Annotated in this window: 17 protein-coding genes; 12 read left to right on the top strand and 5 right to left on the bottom strand. The window is 62.8% G+C overall.

The annotated features are described in order from the left end of the window. The first annotated feature begins 369 nt into the window (after window positions 1-369). From C167_RS0107780 to C167_RS0107735, 10 genes are all read left to right on the top strand, one after another. The gene (locus tag C167_RS0107780; protein ID WP_017517704.1) at window positions 370-2,484 is read left to right on the top strand and encodes a DUF6311 domain-containing protein; all 2,115 of its coding nucleotides are present in this window, start codon (window positions 370-372) and stop codon (window positions 2,482-2,484) included. A gap of 77 nt (window positions 2,485-2,561) precedes the next feature. Next, on the top strand, window positions 2,562-3,542 hold the full coding sequence (locus tag C167_RS0107775) for a glycosyltransferase family 2 protein (protein ID WP_051167949.1): 981 nt from the start codon (window positions 2,562-2,564) through the stop codon (window positions 3,540-3,542). Window positions 3,543-3,544: 2 nt separating this feature from the next. Further along, window positions 3,545-4,261 carry a class I SAM-dependent methyltransferase gene (locus C167_RS0107770; protein ID WP_017517702.1) on the top strand — a complete coding sequence of 239 codons (717 nt, stop codon included), beginning with the start codon at window positions 3,545-3,547 and terminating at the stop codon, window positions 4,259-4,261. Beyond that, window positions 4,258-4,695: a GtrA family protein gene (locus tag C167_RS0107765; RefSeq protein WP_017517701.1), complete on the top strand. Its 438-nt coding sequence runs from the start codon at window positions 4,258-4,260 to the stop codon at window positions 4,693-4,695. The genes C167_RS0107770 and C167_RS0107765 overlap by 4 nt, the downstream gene beginning before the upstream one ends. Before the next feature lie 35 nt (window positions 4,696-4,730). After that, window positions 4,731-6,836 (top strand): DUF6311 domain-containing protein, encoded by a 2,106-nt coding sequence (locus tag C167_RS33240; RefSeq protein WP_017517700.1) that lies wholly within the window; start codon window positions 4,731-4,733, stop codon window positions 6,834-6,836. A gap of 116 nt (window positions 6,837-6,952) precedes the next feature. Further along, a complete protein-coding gene (locus C167_RS0107755; RefSeq protein ID WP_017517699.1) occupies window positions 6,953-7,159 on the top strand; it encodes a DUF1127 domain-containing protein in 207 nt (68 codons plus the stop codon). A 92-nt stretch (window positions 7,160-7,251) separates the two neighbouring features. After that, the gene (locus C167_RS0107750) at window positions 7,252-7,572 is read left to right on the top strand and encodes a DUF2388 domain-containing protein (protein ID WP_017517698.1); all 321 of its coding nucleotides are present in this window, start codon (window positions 7,252-7,254) and stop codon (window positions 7,570-7,572) included. 115 nt (window positions 7,573-7,687) lie between these two features. Continuing rightward, window positions 7,688-7,981: a DUF2388 domain-containing protein gene (locus C167_RS32320; RefSeq protein WP_017517697.1), complete on the top strand. Its 294-nt coding sequence runs from the start codon at window positions 7,688-7,690 to the stop codon at window positions 7,979-7,981. Between the two features lie 37 nt (window positions 7,982-8,018). After that, window positions 8,019-8,354 carry a DUF2388 domain-containing protein gene (locus C167_RS0107740; RefSeq protein WP_017517696.1) on the top strand — a complete coding sequence of 112 codons (336 nt, stop codon included), beginning with the start codon at window positions 8,019-8,021 and terminating at the stop codon, window positions 8,352-8,354. Then, window positions 8,351-10,309: a DUF4105 domain-containing protein gene (locus tag C167_RS0107735; RefSeq protein ID WP_017517695.1), complete on the top strand. Its 1,959-nt coding sequence runs from the start codon at window positions 8,351-8,353 to the stop codon at window positions 10,307-10,309. The genes C167_RS0107740 and C167_RS0107735 overlap by 4 nt, the downstream gene beginning before the upstream one ends. A gap of 110 nt (window positions 10,310-10,419) precedes the next feature. Here the strand turns inward: C167_RS0107735 and C167_RS0107730 are convergent, their stop codons facing one another. The 4 genes from C167_RS0107730 to speB form a co-directional block, all read right to left on the bottom strand. After that, complete coding sequence (locus tag C167_RS0107730) at window positions 10,420-10,821, bottom strand: GFA family protein (RefSeq protein ID WP_017517694.1); 402 nt, start codon at window positions 10,819-10,821, stop codon at window positions 10,420-10,422. 15 nt (window positions 10,822-10,836) lie between these two features. Beyond that, window positions 10,837-11,559, bottom strand: coding sequence for a phytanoyl-CoA dioxygenase family protein (locus C167_RS0107725; protein WP_017517693.1), 723 nt, complete (start codon window positions 11,557-11,559; stop codon window positions 10,837-10,839). After that, window positions 11,556-12,479: a LysR family transcriptional regulator gene (locus tag C167_RS0107720; protein ID WP_017517692.1), complete on the bottom strand. Its 924-nt coding sequence runs from the start codon at window positions 12,477-12,479 to the stop codon at window positions 11,556-11,558. The genes C167_RS0107725 and C167_RS0107720 overlap by 4 nt, the downstream gene beginning before the upstream one ends. A 75-nt stretch (window positions 12,480-12,554) precedes the next feature. Continuing rightward, window positions 12,555-13,511 (bottom strand): agmatinase, encoded by a 957-nt coding sequence (speB, locus tag C167_RS0107715; RefSeq protein WP_017517691.1) that lies wholly within the window; start codon window positions 13,509-13,511, stop codon window positions 12,555-12,557. A gap of 250 nt (window positions 13,512-13,761) precedes the next feature. Here speB and C167_RS0107710 point away from each other — a divergent pair, with 250 nt between their 5' ends. Next, window positions 13,762-13,989 (top strand): CopG family ribbon-helix-helix protein, encoded by a 228-nt coding sequence (locus tag C167_RS0107710; protein WP_017517690.1) that lies wholly within the window; start codon window positions 13,762-13,764, stop codon window positions 13,987-13,989. Further along, the gene (locus C167_RS0107705; protein ID WP_017517689.1) at window positions 13,986-14,267 is read left to right on the top strand and encodes a type II toxin-antitoxin system RelE/ParE family toxin; all 282 of its coding nucleotides are present in this window, start codon (window positions 13,986-13,988) and stop codon (window positions 14,265-14,267) included. The genes C167_RS0107710 and C167_RS0107705 overlap by 4 nt, the downstream gene beginning before the upstream one ends. Window positions 14,268-14,508: 241 nt before the next feature. Here the strand turns inward: C167_RS0107705 and C167_RS0107700 are convergent, their stop codons facing one another. After that, window positions 14,509-14,796 carry a DUF2218 domain-containing protein gene (locus tag C167_RS0107700; protein ID WP_017517688.1) on the bottom strand — a complete coding sequence of 96 codons (288 nt, stop codon included), beginning with the start codon at window positions 14,794-14,796 and terminating at the stop codon, window positions 14,509-14,511. Window positions 14,797-14,865: the final 69 nt, after the last annotated feature.

Genomic DNA, 14,865 nt, shown 5'->3' with positions numbered 1-14,865 from the left:
AATCGCTCTATTCCTGACTGAACGGTCGTTTTCGGAAACCGGCAGCATGGCCGCCAGACTGCGCGTCTTCCCCCAGAGGACCAGGCGCCAGTCTCGTGCGATTGGCGGCCCCAACCCGCTCGATTGTCCACGCACCCCGCGGGAAGGTCGCGCCGGCACTCGACGCTGGCTCATGATCCTGCATTCCGATAGCCTAGCCGACCGGGTTTTCAGATCGGCCACGCCCATGCGCAATCCGCCATTTCTGCTATCGCTGCTGAGCTCTCCCCCGTCGCTGCTGGCACAGGGGCGTTCGCTCATATTGACGCGGCACGACTGCGGTTTCGGCGCTCGGGCAATCCTTGCCAGCATGCCGCTCAGGCTTGCGACATGAGCCAGTTCGAGAAGCTGCCCGCATTGTCGCCCCTTCGCACGCACCCGTGGCTGTGGAATGACACGCCCGGTGCCCCCGCCTATCTGGCAGGATTGCTGCTGGCCATGGCATTGGTGCTGCACCTTTACCCGCTGTCCTTTTTGGTTGGGCATGGCCTCTATTTTGAAGGTGGCGACGCCGCCTCTCACGTAGCGGGCTGGTTGTTCTTCGAAAAGGACGACTGGCACTTTCCGCTGCTCAAGTCGGTTCGCCTGAATGCGCCCGAAGGCACCAGCATTGCCTTCACCGATAGCATTCCACTGCTGGCGTTATTGCTGAAACCGTTGCGCTCGCTCTTCCCGGATGGCTTCCATTATTTCGGCCTCTGGCATGCCTTCAGCTACCTGTTGCAGGCAATCGCCGCGGTATTTCTCATCCGATCACTGAATATCCGCCACCTGCCTGGCGCACTGCTCGCCGCCGCCTTCGCGCTCACCTGGCCAGCGCTCACACATCGTCTGGGGCACACAGCGCTCATGACCCAGGCTCTCTTGCTGCTGGCGTTAGGGGCATACTTTCGCGCTTATTATGGCGCCTGGACCGTTCGTCGCGCCGGCCTCATCCTGATTGCCCTGAGTTGCTGTGCGCTGCTGGTCCATCCCTACCTGCTGGCCATGGTCTACCCACTTTTCATTGCCACGCTTCTGAGTCTTTATCGACTGTCGAGATTGACGCTCAGGCGGGGGCTGCATTGGGTCGGCGCGTCGCTCATCGCGCTGCTGGCCATCCTGTACGCAGGTGGATACTTCATCGGAAAGGGAGCGGCCGCCGGAGGCTTTGGCGTCTACTCGTTGAACCTGCTTTCGCCATTCTGCGGCGGACTGTTCTGCGCCCCCATCGATGCTACCGGCGGGCAGGACGAAGGTTTCAATTACCTGGGGGCTGGCGTTCTGCTGCTTATTCCGATCGCCCTCGTGCTGAATGCCGGTGAATGGCTGAGCACAGTGCGCAGGCATGCTCCGCTGATGCTGGTGCTTGCCGGATTCGTACTCTACGCCGCCAGCAATCGTATCTTCCTGGGCCAGCACCTTTTGCTGGAACTGCATGCCCCCCGGTGGCTGGAAGGTGCCTTTGGCATATTTCGTGTCAGCGGCCGGTTCTTCTGGCTTGTTGGCTACAGCGTGCTTTTCGCTGTTCTGGCAGTGCTGCTCCGACGCAAAAGCAATCCGATTTTGGCGATCATCACCGTGGCGCTTCTGCTGCAATGGCATGACACCCGCCCACTGCGTGAGCGCGTGCAGTTCGTTAGTCAACTTCCCGCAACCCTGAACCTGAAGCCCTGGCGCACGGCGCTGGCAGGCCTGCAGGGCATTCAGATATATCCAGCCTATGGCTGCGGAGATACGCCCACGGAGGATTACGTTCGCTATCAGTACATCGCCGCCAATCTCGGCCTGACGATCAACAGCGCCTATACGGCGCGAATAGCGACGAGCTGCGAACAGAAGAGCGCCTTTTCCCAGCATCCCGCCGAGAATGGCCAGCTGTATGTGAGAGCTGGTTTTCTGCGCAACTCACTGGGTCTGCCCCCGCTTTTCCAGCAAGCGATCACTGCCGGCGAATGCTCGGTGGACACTGTTCATCTGATCTGCGCAAAGGACCGCGCTGCCTCAGCCTGGAGCGCGGTAGGAGCGCCGCTGAGTCAGGAGCAGCGAAATTTTTCTGCTCAGTGGAGCGCCGCACAGTTGCCTTCGCTCATTGGAAAACTGCAAGGTAACCGCCTGATTCCCAAGGAACCGGGCCTGGCTGGGTACCTGAGTTTCGGCCCCTACATCGAGCTTCCGGCGGGTGTCTATCAACACCGTATCGACTATTTCAGCCAGGGCCAGAGTACAACGACCGTCGGCACTTGGGACCTGGTGGGTCAGGAGCCCTCAGGTAAACAGGTTACTCTCGCATCCGGCCCGCTGATGGGTACGCAAGGTGCGAGGCTCTCGCTGGTGGGTAAAGTCGCCTTGATTCATCCGCTGCAACGGGTTGAATTGCGCCTGCTGAGCAACGGCGGTGATGTTCAGCTTGAGGCGATTTCGCTCAGTGCAGATCGCCCAGTGGCAAAAGACACCGCTCGATAATCACGGTCCCACACGCGGTTTGACAGCCAACTGCCGTGCAAGAACAAGAAGAGGTAGGGATGACCAGTGAACTGCAGATGAGCCCCCCCATCGACCGGGAACGGCGACCACTCGAAAACTATCCTCTGGCGCTGTCGCTGGTGGTGCCCGTCTATAACGAAGTCGAGACCGTCGCCCTGTTCGTAGATCGCGTGCAAAGCGTGTTCAGCGACTCCGCAACCGTGCAGGTGGAGTACATCTTCGTCAACGATGGCAGCACCGACGCAACGCTGGAAACCCTGCTCCTGCTGCAACGCCGCAACCCAAACATCAAGGTGGTCGACCTGAGTCGAAACTTCGGCAAAGAGGCCGCACTGAGCGCCGGCCTGCGCTGCGCCGCCGGCCAAGTCGTGGTGCCCATCGATGTCGACCTGCAGGACCCTCCGGAATTGGTCCTGGAGATGATCGAAAAGTGGCGCGAAGGCTACGAAGTCGTTCTAGGACGACGTGTGGATCGCACCTCCGACTCGTGGGCCAAACGCGCCTCGGCCAACTGGTTCTACCGGATCCATAACAAGATCGCCGACCCGGCCATTCCTGAGAACGTCGGCGACTTCCGACTTATGGACCGCCAGGTGGTCGATGCTCTCAACGACCTGCCCGAGTCTCGCAGGTTCATGAAAGGCCTCTTCGCCTGGGTAGGGTTCCGCACCACCTGCATCGACTACAACCGCCCCGAACGTATCGCAGGATCGAGCAAGTTCAATGGCTGGCGCCTCTGGAACTTCGCCCTCGAGGGCATCACCAGTTTCAGCACCGACCCCTTGAAGATATGGACCTACCTCGGCATTGCGGTGTCGCTGGGATCGTTTCTGTTCGCCACCCTTATCGTGTTGAAGGTCATATTTTCGGGCATCGATGTTCCAGGCTACGCCTCGATCATGGTCGCCGTGACATTCCTGGGTGGCCTACAGCTCATTGGTATTGGCGTCCTGGGCGAATATCTGGGACGGACCTATCTCGAATCCAAGCGCAGACCGGTCTATCTGGTGCGCCGCATCTATGAGAACAAGGACTGAGCATGGACCTCAAGGAAACCGACATCCTGGGCGAGCATATAGGCGAGCACTGGTATTACCGCTCCAAATGCGCAGCGATGCAGAAATTCCTCGCAGACATCCGACCAACCTCGATCCTCGACGTCGGTGCAGGCTCCGGATTCTTTTCCAAAGCGCTGCTCGAGCAGAGTGATGCCCGTAGTGCCTGGTGCGTGGATATCAGCTACGGGCAGGATTCCGACGATCTCGTGAGTGGCAAGCCGATTCATTTCCGCCGCTCAGTAACACAACTCGACACCGACCTTATTCTGCTGATGGACGTGCTGGAACACGTCGATGACGACGTGGGCCTACTGGCGGATTATGTCTCCAAGGTTCCAAGTGGGGCCAATGTCCTCATCTCGGTACCCGCCTTCCAGTTCCTCTGGAGCGACCATGATGTCTTCCTGGAACACAAGCGGCGTTACAGGTTGCATGAGATCGAGTCGGTCGCGCGCCGAGCCGGTCTGGACGTTGTCCGTGGCTCTTATTACTTCGGCGCGGTATTGCCTATTGCCGCAAGCCTTCGGCTTCTCGAACGCGGCCGCGGCAAGACGCAGCGCCAACCACGATCGCAGCTCAAACGTCACAGCCCGTTGATCAATGGCACACTCAAAGCGCTGTCGACCATCGAACTGTCCGCCCTGGGCTTCAATCGGCTTGGTGGGCTGACCGCCTTCTGCCTGGCAAGAAAGCCGTGAGCGTCAAGCAGTCGGAGGCTGTGCCGAATGCCAGGCGCCGACTACTGCGCGAACTGCTCATCGCCGCACGCTTCGGCGTCGTCGGTATCTGTGCCACCGCACTGCATATTGGCGTGGTCTGGAGCCTGATCACCCACACGGCAATGCCGGCACTGCTGGCCAACCTAATTGCGTTCCTCTGCGCGTTCGGGCTTTCCTTCACCGGTAACTACATCTGGACCTTTTCCACTCCCGGCTCGCCAGGGCAGGCGATGCGTCGCTTTTTCCTGATATCGCTGAGCGCCTTCCTGATCAATAGCACGCTGCTTGCCGCGATACTGGCGAGCGGATGGCTGTCTCCTCGCCTTGCAGCAGTGGCCTCTGCCGCAGTGGTGCCAGGTATAACCTTCCTGGCCAGCAGGTTGTGGGGATTCCAGCGACGGCGCGACGAGTGATCACCCCACACAATAAAAATGGAGCTCACCTAGCCATGCTGGCGTCCCATAGCGTCCGTCCATCACTGTGGATTCCGATCCTGCTCGGCGGTGGATTATTCGTGGCACTGGGCGGATTGACGGTGCTGCTGCCCTCGAGTATCGGCTGGCTCATGCGCGGGCTATTCGATCCACCGACCAACCTGCTGGGCTGGGAGTTTTTCCGCGAAACGCCCCTGCTGCAGTTCCCGCTTGGGGCCAACCCGCGCTACGGCATGGAGATGGGTAGCTCCATCGTGTTCTCCGACTCGCTACCGCTATTCGCCTTACCGTTCAAACTGCTGGGGCCCTTACTACCGCAGACATTCCAGTACTTCGGGCTGTGGGTGCTGCTCTGCCTGACCATGCAGGCCGTTTTTTCCTACCTTGTGCTGTCGCGATTCACTCAGGACAGACGTTTGCTCACGCTGGGCACGGTACTGCTACTGCTGCTGCCCCCGTACCTGATCCGCTTTGCATTCCACCTGGCGCTGGGCGGGCAATGGCTGCTGCTTGGAGGACTTTACCTCTACTTTGACCCACGCTATCGCGCTCAATTCTGGCTGGTGTTGCTGGCGCTGGCCACGCTGATTCACGCGTATCTGCTGGTGATGCTGGCAGCGATCTGGGGTGCAGATCTCCTGCAGCGCTTGGTCAAACGCGAGATGAGTCTGGCCCGGTGCGTGGTACATGGGCTCATCGGCAGCGCCTTGGTCATTCTGCTCATGTGGCTGATCGGCTACTTCATACTCGGCTCCGCTCCGACGGTGCCGGGCCCGTATGGACGAATGAACCTGTTATCTCTGGTGGACTCTCGCGGGGACTGGTCCCGACTGCTGCCCGCCCTCAAACGACCTGAAGGCATGGACGGCTTTCTTGATCACGATGGCTTCGCTTATATGGGTGTTGGAGTACTCGCCCTGCTGGCGATATCCGTCGCACTGGCAGTCGCCCATCGTCAGGAAGAACACAGCGGACGAGCGTTCCTCATCTGGCCGCTGGTCGCGATGAGCCTGTTGATGTTGTCGATTTCGCTGACCAACACGCTGAGCGTAGGTCCCTATGTCGTCACCTGGCTTGATCTTCCGGACTGGGGTGACCGGCTCTATCAGGTGTTCCGCTCTCCCGGCCGTATGTTCTGGCCAGTTTTCTATTTGCTTGCCGTTACGGCCGTTGCGGTGATCTGCGTCCGTACCCGCCCCCGTGTCGCCCTTGCCCTACTGGCGGCTGCCACCTGCGTTCAGTTCTACGACCTGTCCAGCGGGCTGCAGGGTATGCGCAAACTATTCCGCCAGGAGCCCAGCTGGACCAGCCCAATGCGATCCCCGATGTGGGAAAGCCTGGGCAAGCGCTATCAGCGCATCCTGTATGTTTTTCCTACCCACGTCCCTGAGCACTTCATCGCGTTATCGGACTTCGCCCTGCACCACGGCATGTCGATCAACTCCGCCAACTTCGCACGTGTCGATGCGCAAGCCCAGGCGCGCGCGCGCGAGCGCCTGGCCAGACAAGTGGCCAACGGGATCTATGACGCCGACGCGCTTTACGTATTCAATGAGGCGGCGCTCTGGGATCAAGCCACCCGCACCCTGAGCAATGGTGCGATCGCCGGTGAACTCGACGGCATACGGCTAGTGATTCCGCAGCTTCAAAGCTGCCCGGCATGTCGCTCGGCTGACTTCAAAGCGCAACGCTGGGGCAGTTGGCCGGCATCGCGCCTGCCAACCCTGATCGGTCGATTGCGTGATGACCGCCTCATTGCACCAGCAGGTGCAACGGGTTACCTCAGCTACGGTCCCTATACGCTGATCCCGGCAGGCCGCTATCGCTATCGGATCACCTATGCCGCCCCTGGCGATGCATCGGTACGCGTTGGTACATGGGACATCGTCAGCAGTGGCAGTCCCGCCGGCACAACGCTCGCCCAAGGCTATCTGACCGGCACAGGCGGCCAGGCGCGTACAGTCGAAGGCGTACTCCAATGCAACCAGGACTGCCCCGGCAGCGAAATCCGCACCAGCAGCAACGGAAGCGCTGAATTGTCACTGATTTGCGTCGAACTGGAACCCTATAACGCAGCAGGCGATGTCGCAGCAATACAGTCCGAAGCCAAACAACCCTGACAGTGCGGCCTGCTCCACGACTGTACCGTCAAGCAGACCGCCAGCTGTGGCTAACCGGCCGGCAGATCCAAGCGCACCCTGAAGATCGATGAGTCGGATCAACAGGATGCCCCGTCATGGAAAGCCAACCCGCAGCTTTACCGTATGTCCGCGCCTCAAGCCTTGGCCGCTGCACAAAAATCATCGCCCGCTTGCTGCGCCAATGGCACCAGAACGCCCGCACGCGCCGCCAGCTCGCCGAGCTCACCAGCCTGCAGCTTGCCGACCTGGGCATCAGCCCCAGCGAGCGCATGCGAGAAATCTCGAAACCACTCTGGCGCTGAATGCTGGTGACGCCGGTCAGTCTTGGCTAGTCTGAGCACAGTTAGAGTGGCCGCCCCGGCCACATTTACTTGGTCTTATCCGGAGCCACTCCATGAAGAACAGCCTTCGCCTGATCGCCGCTGCTGCCCTGCTCGGCTGCGCCACTGGCGCCTTTGCCACCAGCTTCGTCTACACCACCGACCTGTCGGTGCGCGCCACCGGCGCCACCTCCGACGGCACCTCGGACATCAGCAACTCCTTCAAGGACGACAAGATCGTCCTCGAAGCCCGTGACGACGCAGCCACCTTCGTTGCCAGCCAAGGCCAGATCCGCGGCGCACACCTGGAAGCCGCCCTCGCCCACATCCGCGGCAAGCTGCCGACCCTGGCCGCTGATGACCAGCAGCTGGCCCAGGCAATCCTCACCATCTGAGAGCTTCGCTGCTGAATCCCTCCCGCGCCGGGCGGTCCGCCCGGCGCTCTGCGCTGGCTCTCCACAGCGCATTCCGTTAGCCTTAACGGCCGTGCTTTCCTGATCGTCCGAGCCCATGCGTACCCTGCTGTTCCTATTGCCGCTACTGACCTGTTCCCTGCCCGCCCAGGCATTCGACCAGACCACCCAGTTCCCGGTAGGGACCAGCTACGCCACCAGCCAGGTCACCAGCGCGCCCTTCGATAACAAACTGCTGCGCGGCGCCCGCGACGACGCGGCGCAGTTCGTGGCGACCGATGGAGCCCTGCGCGGTGCCCGTCTGGAGGCTGCGCTGCACTGGTTGCGCCAGCAGCATCCGGAACTGGCGGCGAACGATCGGGAACTGGCCGAAGCCATTCTTGCCAAATAAGTCGTGAGCAGCCCCCGCTGCCCTTTCGGAGACATCCATGCGCCTCAGCTCGCTTTCCAAGAGCCCCCTGATCCTCGGCCTGCTGCTCGCCGCCTGCGCGTCCACCGCCCAGGCCCAATCGGTGGTCCGCGTGTTCAACATCACCACCAACGCCTTCGCCCGCAGCATCGACTTCACCTCGGACACCACCACCTCCGTGCGTGACATGAAAGTCGTCCGCGAAGCCCGTGACGATGCCGCCAGCTACGTCGGCAGCGATGGCGCGATCCGTGGCGCCCAGCTCGAAGCCGCCTTCAAGGTGCTGCGCGAGCAGGTGCCGCAGGCGCGCGAAGCCTCCGACCAGGACCTGGCTGAAGCCATCCTCGCTCTGTGAGACTCCGGGCTGGCCGCTGGCTGGCGGCCCTGGCACTGCTATTCGCCGCCAGCAGCCAAGCCGCGCTCCGCCTGGAGCTGGACGCCGACGGCCTGAGCGCCGCCCAGCGCCAGGCCAGCCAGCAACTGTTGGACGAAGCCCAGTACACCCTGCCGGCCAGCTTCGTGCAGCGCCTGGACCGCAGCGTTCAGGTGCAATGGCGCGACGACCTGCCCAGCAACGGCATGGGCCGCACCCTGCGCCCCGGCGCCATCGCCCTGAACACCCGCTATCTCGGCGCGCTCACCGACGGCAGCGCCGCCACCGAGCAGACCGGCCGCAGCCACGGCACCCTGCGCCGCGAATTGCTGGCCACCCTGCTCCATGAGCTGACCCACCTCTACGACCGCGCCCGCCTCTGGGATACCGACGAAGGCCGGGTGATCCGCCGCTGCACGATGCGCGACAAGAGTCTCAGCCGCGTCGGCGCGCCGGACGATTGCCGTGGCCAGACCGGCCGCCGCTTCAGCCTCTCGGACGATCCACGCCTGCTCGACCTCGCTGGCTGGCCGCAATACGCGGGCAAGCATGGCGAACGCGAGCAGCACAACCGCTTCCTGCTGCGCAGCCCGGACAAGTACGAACTGACCAACCCGCGCGAGTATGTCGCGGTGAACATGGAGTACTTCCTCCTCGACCGCAGCTTCGCCTGCCGTCGCCCGGCGCTGTACCGCTACTACGCGGAACGCTTCGGCGAGCGCCCGCACGACGAATGCTCGACGCAATACGCCTATCTCAACGCCGGCCGCGACTTCGGTCGCCAGCCACTGGGTTACCTGGACCCTGAGCGTGTCTACGAGGTCGACTACCTGATCGCCGAGGCCAACAACGAGATCGCCAGCCGCTGGGGCCACACCATGCTGCGCCTGGTGGTCTGCGCGCCGGGACGCCCGCGTGGCCCGGCCTGCCGGCTGGACCTGGACCAACACCTGGTGCTGTCCTATCGAGCCTTCGTCGGCGACCTGCAGCTCTCCAGCTGGGACGGCCTGACCGGCGCCTACCCGTCGCGCCTGTTCGTGCTGCCGCTGTCCCAGGTCATCGAGGAGTACACCAAGGTCGAGCTGCGCAGCCTCGCGTCCATACCGCTCAGGCTCAACCGCGACGAAGTCGCCAGCCTGGTCGAGCGTTCGGCGCAGAGCCACTGGAGCTACGACGGCAACTACTACTTCCTGTCCAACAACTGCGCGGTGGAAACGCTCAAGCTGCTGCGCAGCGGTGTCCAGCGCCAGAGCCTGCAGACCATGGACAGCATCACGCCCTACGGCGTGCTCGGCCTGCTGGAGAACAAGGGCATTGCCGACGCCAGCGTGCTGGACAATTCCAAGGAAGCGCTGCGCCTGGGCTATCGCTTCGACTCCTTCCGCGACCGCTACCAGGCCATGTTCGACGTATTGAAAAAGCGCATGAACGTGCCGCAGGACAAGGTCGAAGACTGGCTCGCCCTCCCCGCCGTCGACCGCCGCCCGTGGTTCGACAAGGCCGACCTGCGCTCCAGCGCCGCCCTGCTGCTGCTCGAACAGGCCTCGCTGCGCCGCCAGTTGCTGCTGGCCCAGGACGAACTCAAGCGCCTCTACCTGAGCAACCCGGACGCCATGAAGAGCAAACCGGACCTCGCGGCAGCCGGAAGGACATTGCAGCAGATCCTCGACGACAGCGGCTTCCTCAGCCGCCCGGCCGAGCTGCTCGACGGCGGCTACGGCCTGCCCCAGGTGTCGGACACCGCGACCCTGGAAAAGCAGACCCAGCAGCGCCAGCAGCGCCTGCGCCAGCTCAGCGACAACCTCGACCGCGAAGTCCGCGCCCTGCTCACTCCGGAGCGTCGTGACGAGCTGGCCGCGCTGGAAGCCAACACCAAGCAGATCGGCGCGCACCTGCGCGAGCTGCACAAGGCTTCGGGCGGGCTCGAGCTGCCCTGACAGCCGCCGGATAGCCCGTTCGCGAGCAAGCTCGCTCCTAAGAAGAGCGACAATGCGCTACCTGTAGGAGCGAGCTTGCTCGCGAACAGAACCGAAACGACCCGCGATCCCTAGAGCCGCTCCTCCCACTCCTCTTCCAACTGCTCATCCAGGTGAATCCACGGCAGGCGGCTGTTCACCCAGATATGCCGGTTCGGCAGCACCGTGGCGACCTCATCCAGCGTCGCGGTGGTGACATCCAGCGTCTCTGGAGCCTGGTCTGTGAACAGGGCCAACTGGGCGCCACAGTTACGGCAGAAGTAGCGCACGCACGGCGGTGAAGAGCGGTACTCGGCAGGCGTGCCAAGGGTCCAGCGGAAGCTCGTCAGCGGTACCGTGACCCAGGTGGTGACGATGCCGCCGGTGGTACGCCGGCAGATCGAGCAATGGCAATGGGCGACGTCCGTCAGTTCGGCATCGCATTCGTAACGCAATTGGCCGCAATGGCAGCCGCCGGTATGTACGGCACTCATCGTTGAACCTCTCCTTCAGTCGTACTCGGCTGCCTCATGGTCCCCCAGCAGACGCCGCTGGCGAGGTGTGCAGGCGGCGATCACCTCGGGATTGAAGGTCCAGTCCAGGTAAGGCGAGAACTTCTGCGCGACCATCCGGCGGCCATAGTGCACCTGCAGCAGATAACGCGTTCTTTCGCTCAGGTTGCGGCTGCCGGCGTGCCACAGGTCACTGCGAAACAACAGGCAATCGCCTGCGCTACAGAGTACCGGTTCGGCCACCCTGCCTGCCCATTCGCGCTCGTCGGGGGCAGGCGCGCGCCCCGCGCGGTGGCTGCCGGGGATCACCCAAGTGGGGCACAACGCTTCGTCGATGTCATCGAGATAGACCTGCGCGGTGCAGATGAACAGGGGCAATTCGATACCAGACCCCGGCAGCGCGACCGGCAGGTAGTCCTGGTGCATGTCGGCTCCGATGAAGCCGGGGTGGCAGCGCCAGGCGGTCTGGCCGATCACGTGGCAATCAGCGCCCAACGCGGCCTCTGCCAGTTCGATCAGGCCCGGAGGGTCGAGATAGGGCAACCAGAGCGGCGAGCGGTTGAACACGCACTTGTAGTGATCGACCAATCCTTCGTAGTCCCAGTGAATTGGCTTAAGCCCATCGATCAATCCGCGGACCGTTGCCACCTGCTGCGCATTGAGCAGGCCGCGCAGCAGGACGAAGCCGTCCTCACGCAGGGCCTGCAGGCTGTCGGTCACGCCGGCTCTCCGGCGCCCAACCGGATCTGCGCACTCTCCAGCGCCGCGAGAAAGGTCCGCAGCATTTGCCCCGGCTCCACCCCCTGCCGGGTCACGCAGTGGAATTCCGAGACAAATGCCAGTTGCGCCGGCCGGATCGCCCGCAGTCGTTCCTGTGCGACCCATCCGGCTGCGTAGTGGGTGGGCAGATAGCCGATGAAGGTCCCGCTGAACACCAGGTTGGCGATGGCTTCCATGCTGTAGGCGATGGTGGAGCGACGGAAGTCCAGGCCATGCGGCAGGCGGCTTTCGTTCATGTAGCCGCGCCCGACGTATTCGACGGCGGCGATTTGATCCAGCGAAGGTTCGTCCTGCGCGCAATCGAAGAACGGATGCCCCGGGGCGCAATAGAGATTCTGCTCCTCACGGAACAGCGGCTGATAACGCAGTCCCGACAGCCGATGGTGGAAGGCGCCGACGGCCAGCTGCAGGCGCTCCTCCAGCACGGCGTTTTCCAGCTCGTCCGGGCGCTGGGTGTGCAGGTTCAGGCGGACCCGCGGAAAGCGCTCGCGGAACAGCCGGATCGCCAGGGGCAGCGGCCAGCACTGCTGGCCGAGCACGCCATCGACGCAGCCCAGGTGCAGCACTTCGCGGTCGCGGCCGCCCAGGCCCGTCACCTGTTCGCGGAAGCGGCCGATATCGGCGAACAACCCGAGCGCCGCTTCGTACAGCTGCTGCCCTTCCTCGGTGAGCTGGAAGCCGCTGCTGCCGCGGCGGCAGAGCGAATAGCCCAGGCGCAGTTCGAGGTCGCGCACCAGGACGCTCAGCCGCGACAGGCTGGTGTTCAGGCGCACCTGTGCGGCGGTGAAGCCGCCCGCTTCGACTATGGTGCAGAAGGTGCGCAGCAGGCGCAGGTCGATATCGGAAAGATTGCCCAGCATGGGAGTTCTCGTGGCGACAGGCGCAGGTCTTTCGTTATAGCCCCGAGCGCGCCGCTCCGTGAACCCCCAGGGCAGTCAGCGGCGCGCGGCGACCGAATCGGCCAGGACGCAGAGCAGCTCGAACATCAGGGTGGCGCCCACCAGCGCGGTCGCCCCGCCCTGGTCGAACGGCGGCGACACCTCCACCACGTCGGCGCCGATCAGGTTCAGCCCCTGCAGTCCGCGGATCAGGTGCTGCGCCTCCAGTGTCGTCATGCCGCCGATCTCCGGCGTGCCGGTACCGGGCGCGTAAGCCGGATCGAGCACGTCGACGTCAAAGGTCACATAGGTCGGCTCCTGCCCCACCACCCGGCGCACTTCGGCCAGGGTAGCGGCGACGCCCAGGTCGGCGAACTCTTCCATGTGGATCACACGGATGCCGCACTCCTGAGCGAAGGCCTCGTCATCGGCATCATAGATCGAGCCGCGAATGCCGATCTGCACGGTGCGCTTCGGGTCCAGCAGGCCTTCCTCGATGGCGCGGCGGAAGGGCGTGCCGTGGGTGTAGGGGTTGTCGCCGAAGTAGCGGTCGTTGGTGTCGGAATGGGCGTCGAAATGCACCATGCCGACGGGCCGCTCGGCGGCCAGCGCGCGGAAGATCGGCAGGGTGACCAGGTGGTCGCCCCCCACCGACAGCGGGATGGTGCCCGCGGCGTGGATGCGCCGGTAGTAGCCCTCGATCTGCCTGAGCGAGTCCAGCAGGTCGATTGGGTTCACCGGGGCGTCACCGATGTCGCCGATACGCAGCAGGTCGTAGGGGGCGATGTGGCTGACATGGTGCACCTTGCGCATCAGGCTCGACTGGTTGCGCACCTCGCGCGGGCCATGCCGGGCACCGGCGCGATTGGTGGTGCCGCCATCCCAGGGCACGCCGAGCAGGGCGATATCCAACTGTGCCGGATCTTCGAAAATGGGCAGGCGCATGAAGCTGGGGATACCGGCGAAACGCGGTACCTGCGCAGCATCCAGGGGCTGCGGGAAATCCTTGGGCATTGTCGGTTCCTTGTATTGAGGTAATCAGTCAGCGCCTCGCCAGCTTCGAATGCCCCCGTCCTCGATCAAATCCCCAAGTTCGCAAGCCAGCTTTCGCTCCCACGAAAGTCACCACCAACGCCGCGGCGGCACGGGTTGCGGCCTTGTACGGCTGTTTCGGGAAAAACTTCGTCCTCGCCAAGTGATTGATTCGTATACGTATGTTATCGTTGTCTACTCTGTATACAGCGTAAACGGAGCTGTTCAAAAAGTGACCACTGTTGTTTCGTTCCGCGCCGATGACGCCCTCGTGGCGGCGCTGGACCAACTGGCTCGCGCCACCCACCGGGACCGGCCCTACCACCTGCGCCAGGCGCTGGCGCAGTACCTGGAGCGCCAGAGCTGGCACGTAGCGGCAATCGATGAAGGAGTGGCGGACGCCGATGCCGGCCACCTGCTGGATCACGCAGTCATCGAAGCCAAGTGGGCGCTGGCATGAGCCTGCAATGGACGCACAAGGCCGCAGCAGACCTGGACGCCATCTACGACCACTACGTCGTGCTGATCGGCCCGGAAAAGGCGCTGCGCGCCATCCAGGACATCGTCGAGCAGGTGCGCCCACTGGCGAACCTGGAGAAGAGCAGCAGCGGCGTGCCCAGCGAGGTACCCGGCGTGCGCGAGCTACCGGTGGAGCGCTGGCCGTACCAGGCCGCTTTCCGGCTGAAAGGGCGTTCTGTACAGATTTTGCGCATCGACCGTGTGGATAACTCGGGGTAAAAGTGGCCACACGGTTACAAGATGTTTCAATCTATTGACTTTCGGATTTGTACGAAAAACGTACAAATGATCTAAACTCAGTAATCTGTTCGCTGTACGGACTCAAAATGTATTGTGGACTTTTAATGACCAGTTATTAACCAATGGTCACGAGGCCTGAGCGACGCTTGGCTTTTTTCAGGCAATAAAAAACCCGGCCTTGACCGGGTTTTTCGTTTTCGCGTTTTCTCCGCCAGCGCTATCAGGCGACTTGCCAGTTCACCGGCAGTTGGCCTTCTTTCCAGGCAAAACGGTCGAGATGGCTGACCACCACGTTCTGCAGACGCTCGAGGCTTTCCGCATCAGCGGACTCGGCATCCATCAGCAGCGCTGATGGCGTGGCGTGCAGGCGGCAGGTGCCGAAATCGAAGGGCAGTAAGCCATGGTCGTCGGTCAGTTCGACCGGCAGCTTGTGGGCAAAGTGGTTGCACAGGCGCTTGAGATAGCGCGCGGCATCGGGGGTCGGGACGTGGGCGCGGCTCGAAGGCATCTTTCTCTTCTCCATTTTCTGGAGCTGACATCCTAGGCGCCGGCAATAAAGGAAAAAACCCGCTATTTT

Origin of the sequence: Pseudomonas nitroreducens TX1 (assembly GCF_000313755.1) — a bacterium.
Taxonomy (GTDB): Bacteria; Pseudomonadota; Gammaproteobacteria; order Pseudomonadales; family Pseudomonadaceae; genus Pseudomonas; species Pseudomonas nitroreducens_A.
Note: the sequence above shows the minus strand (reverse complement) of the source record. Positions and strands in the feature narration are given on the sequence as shown.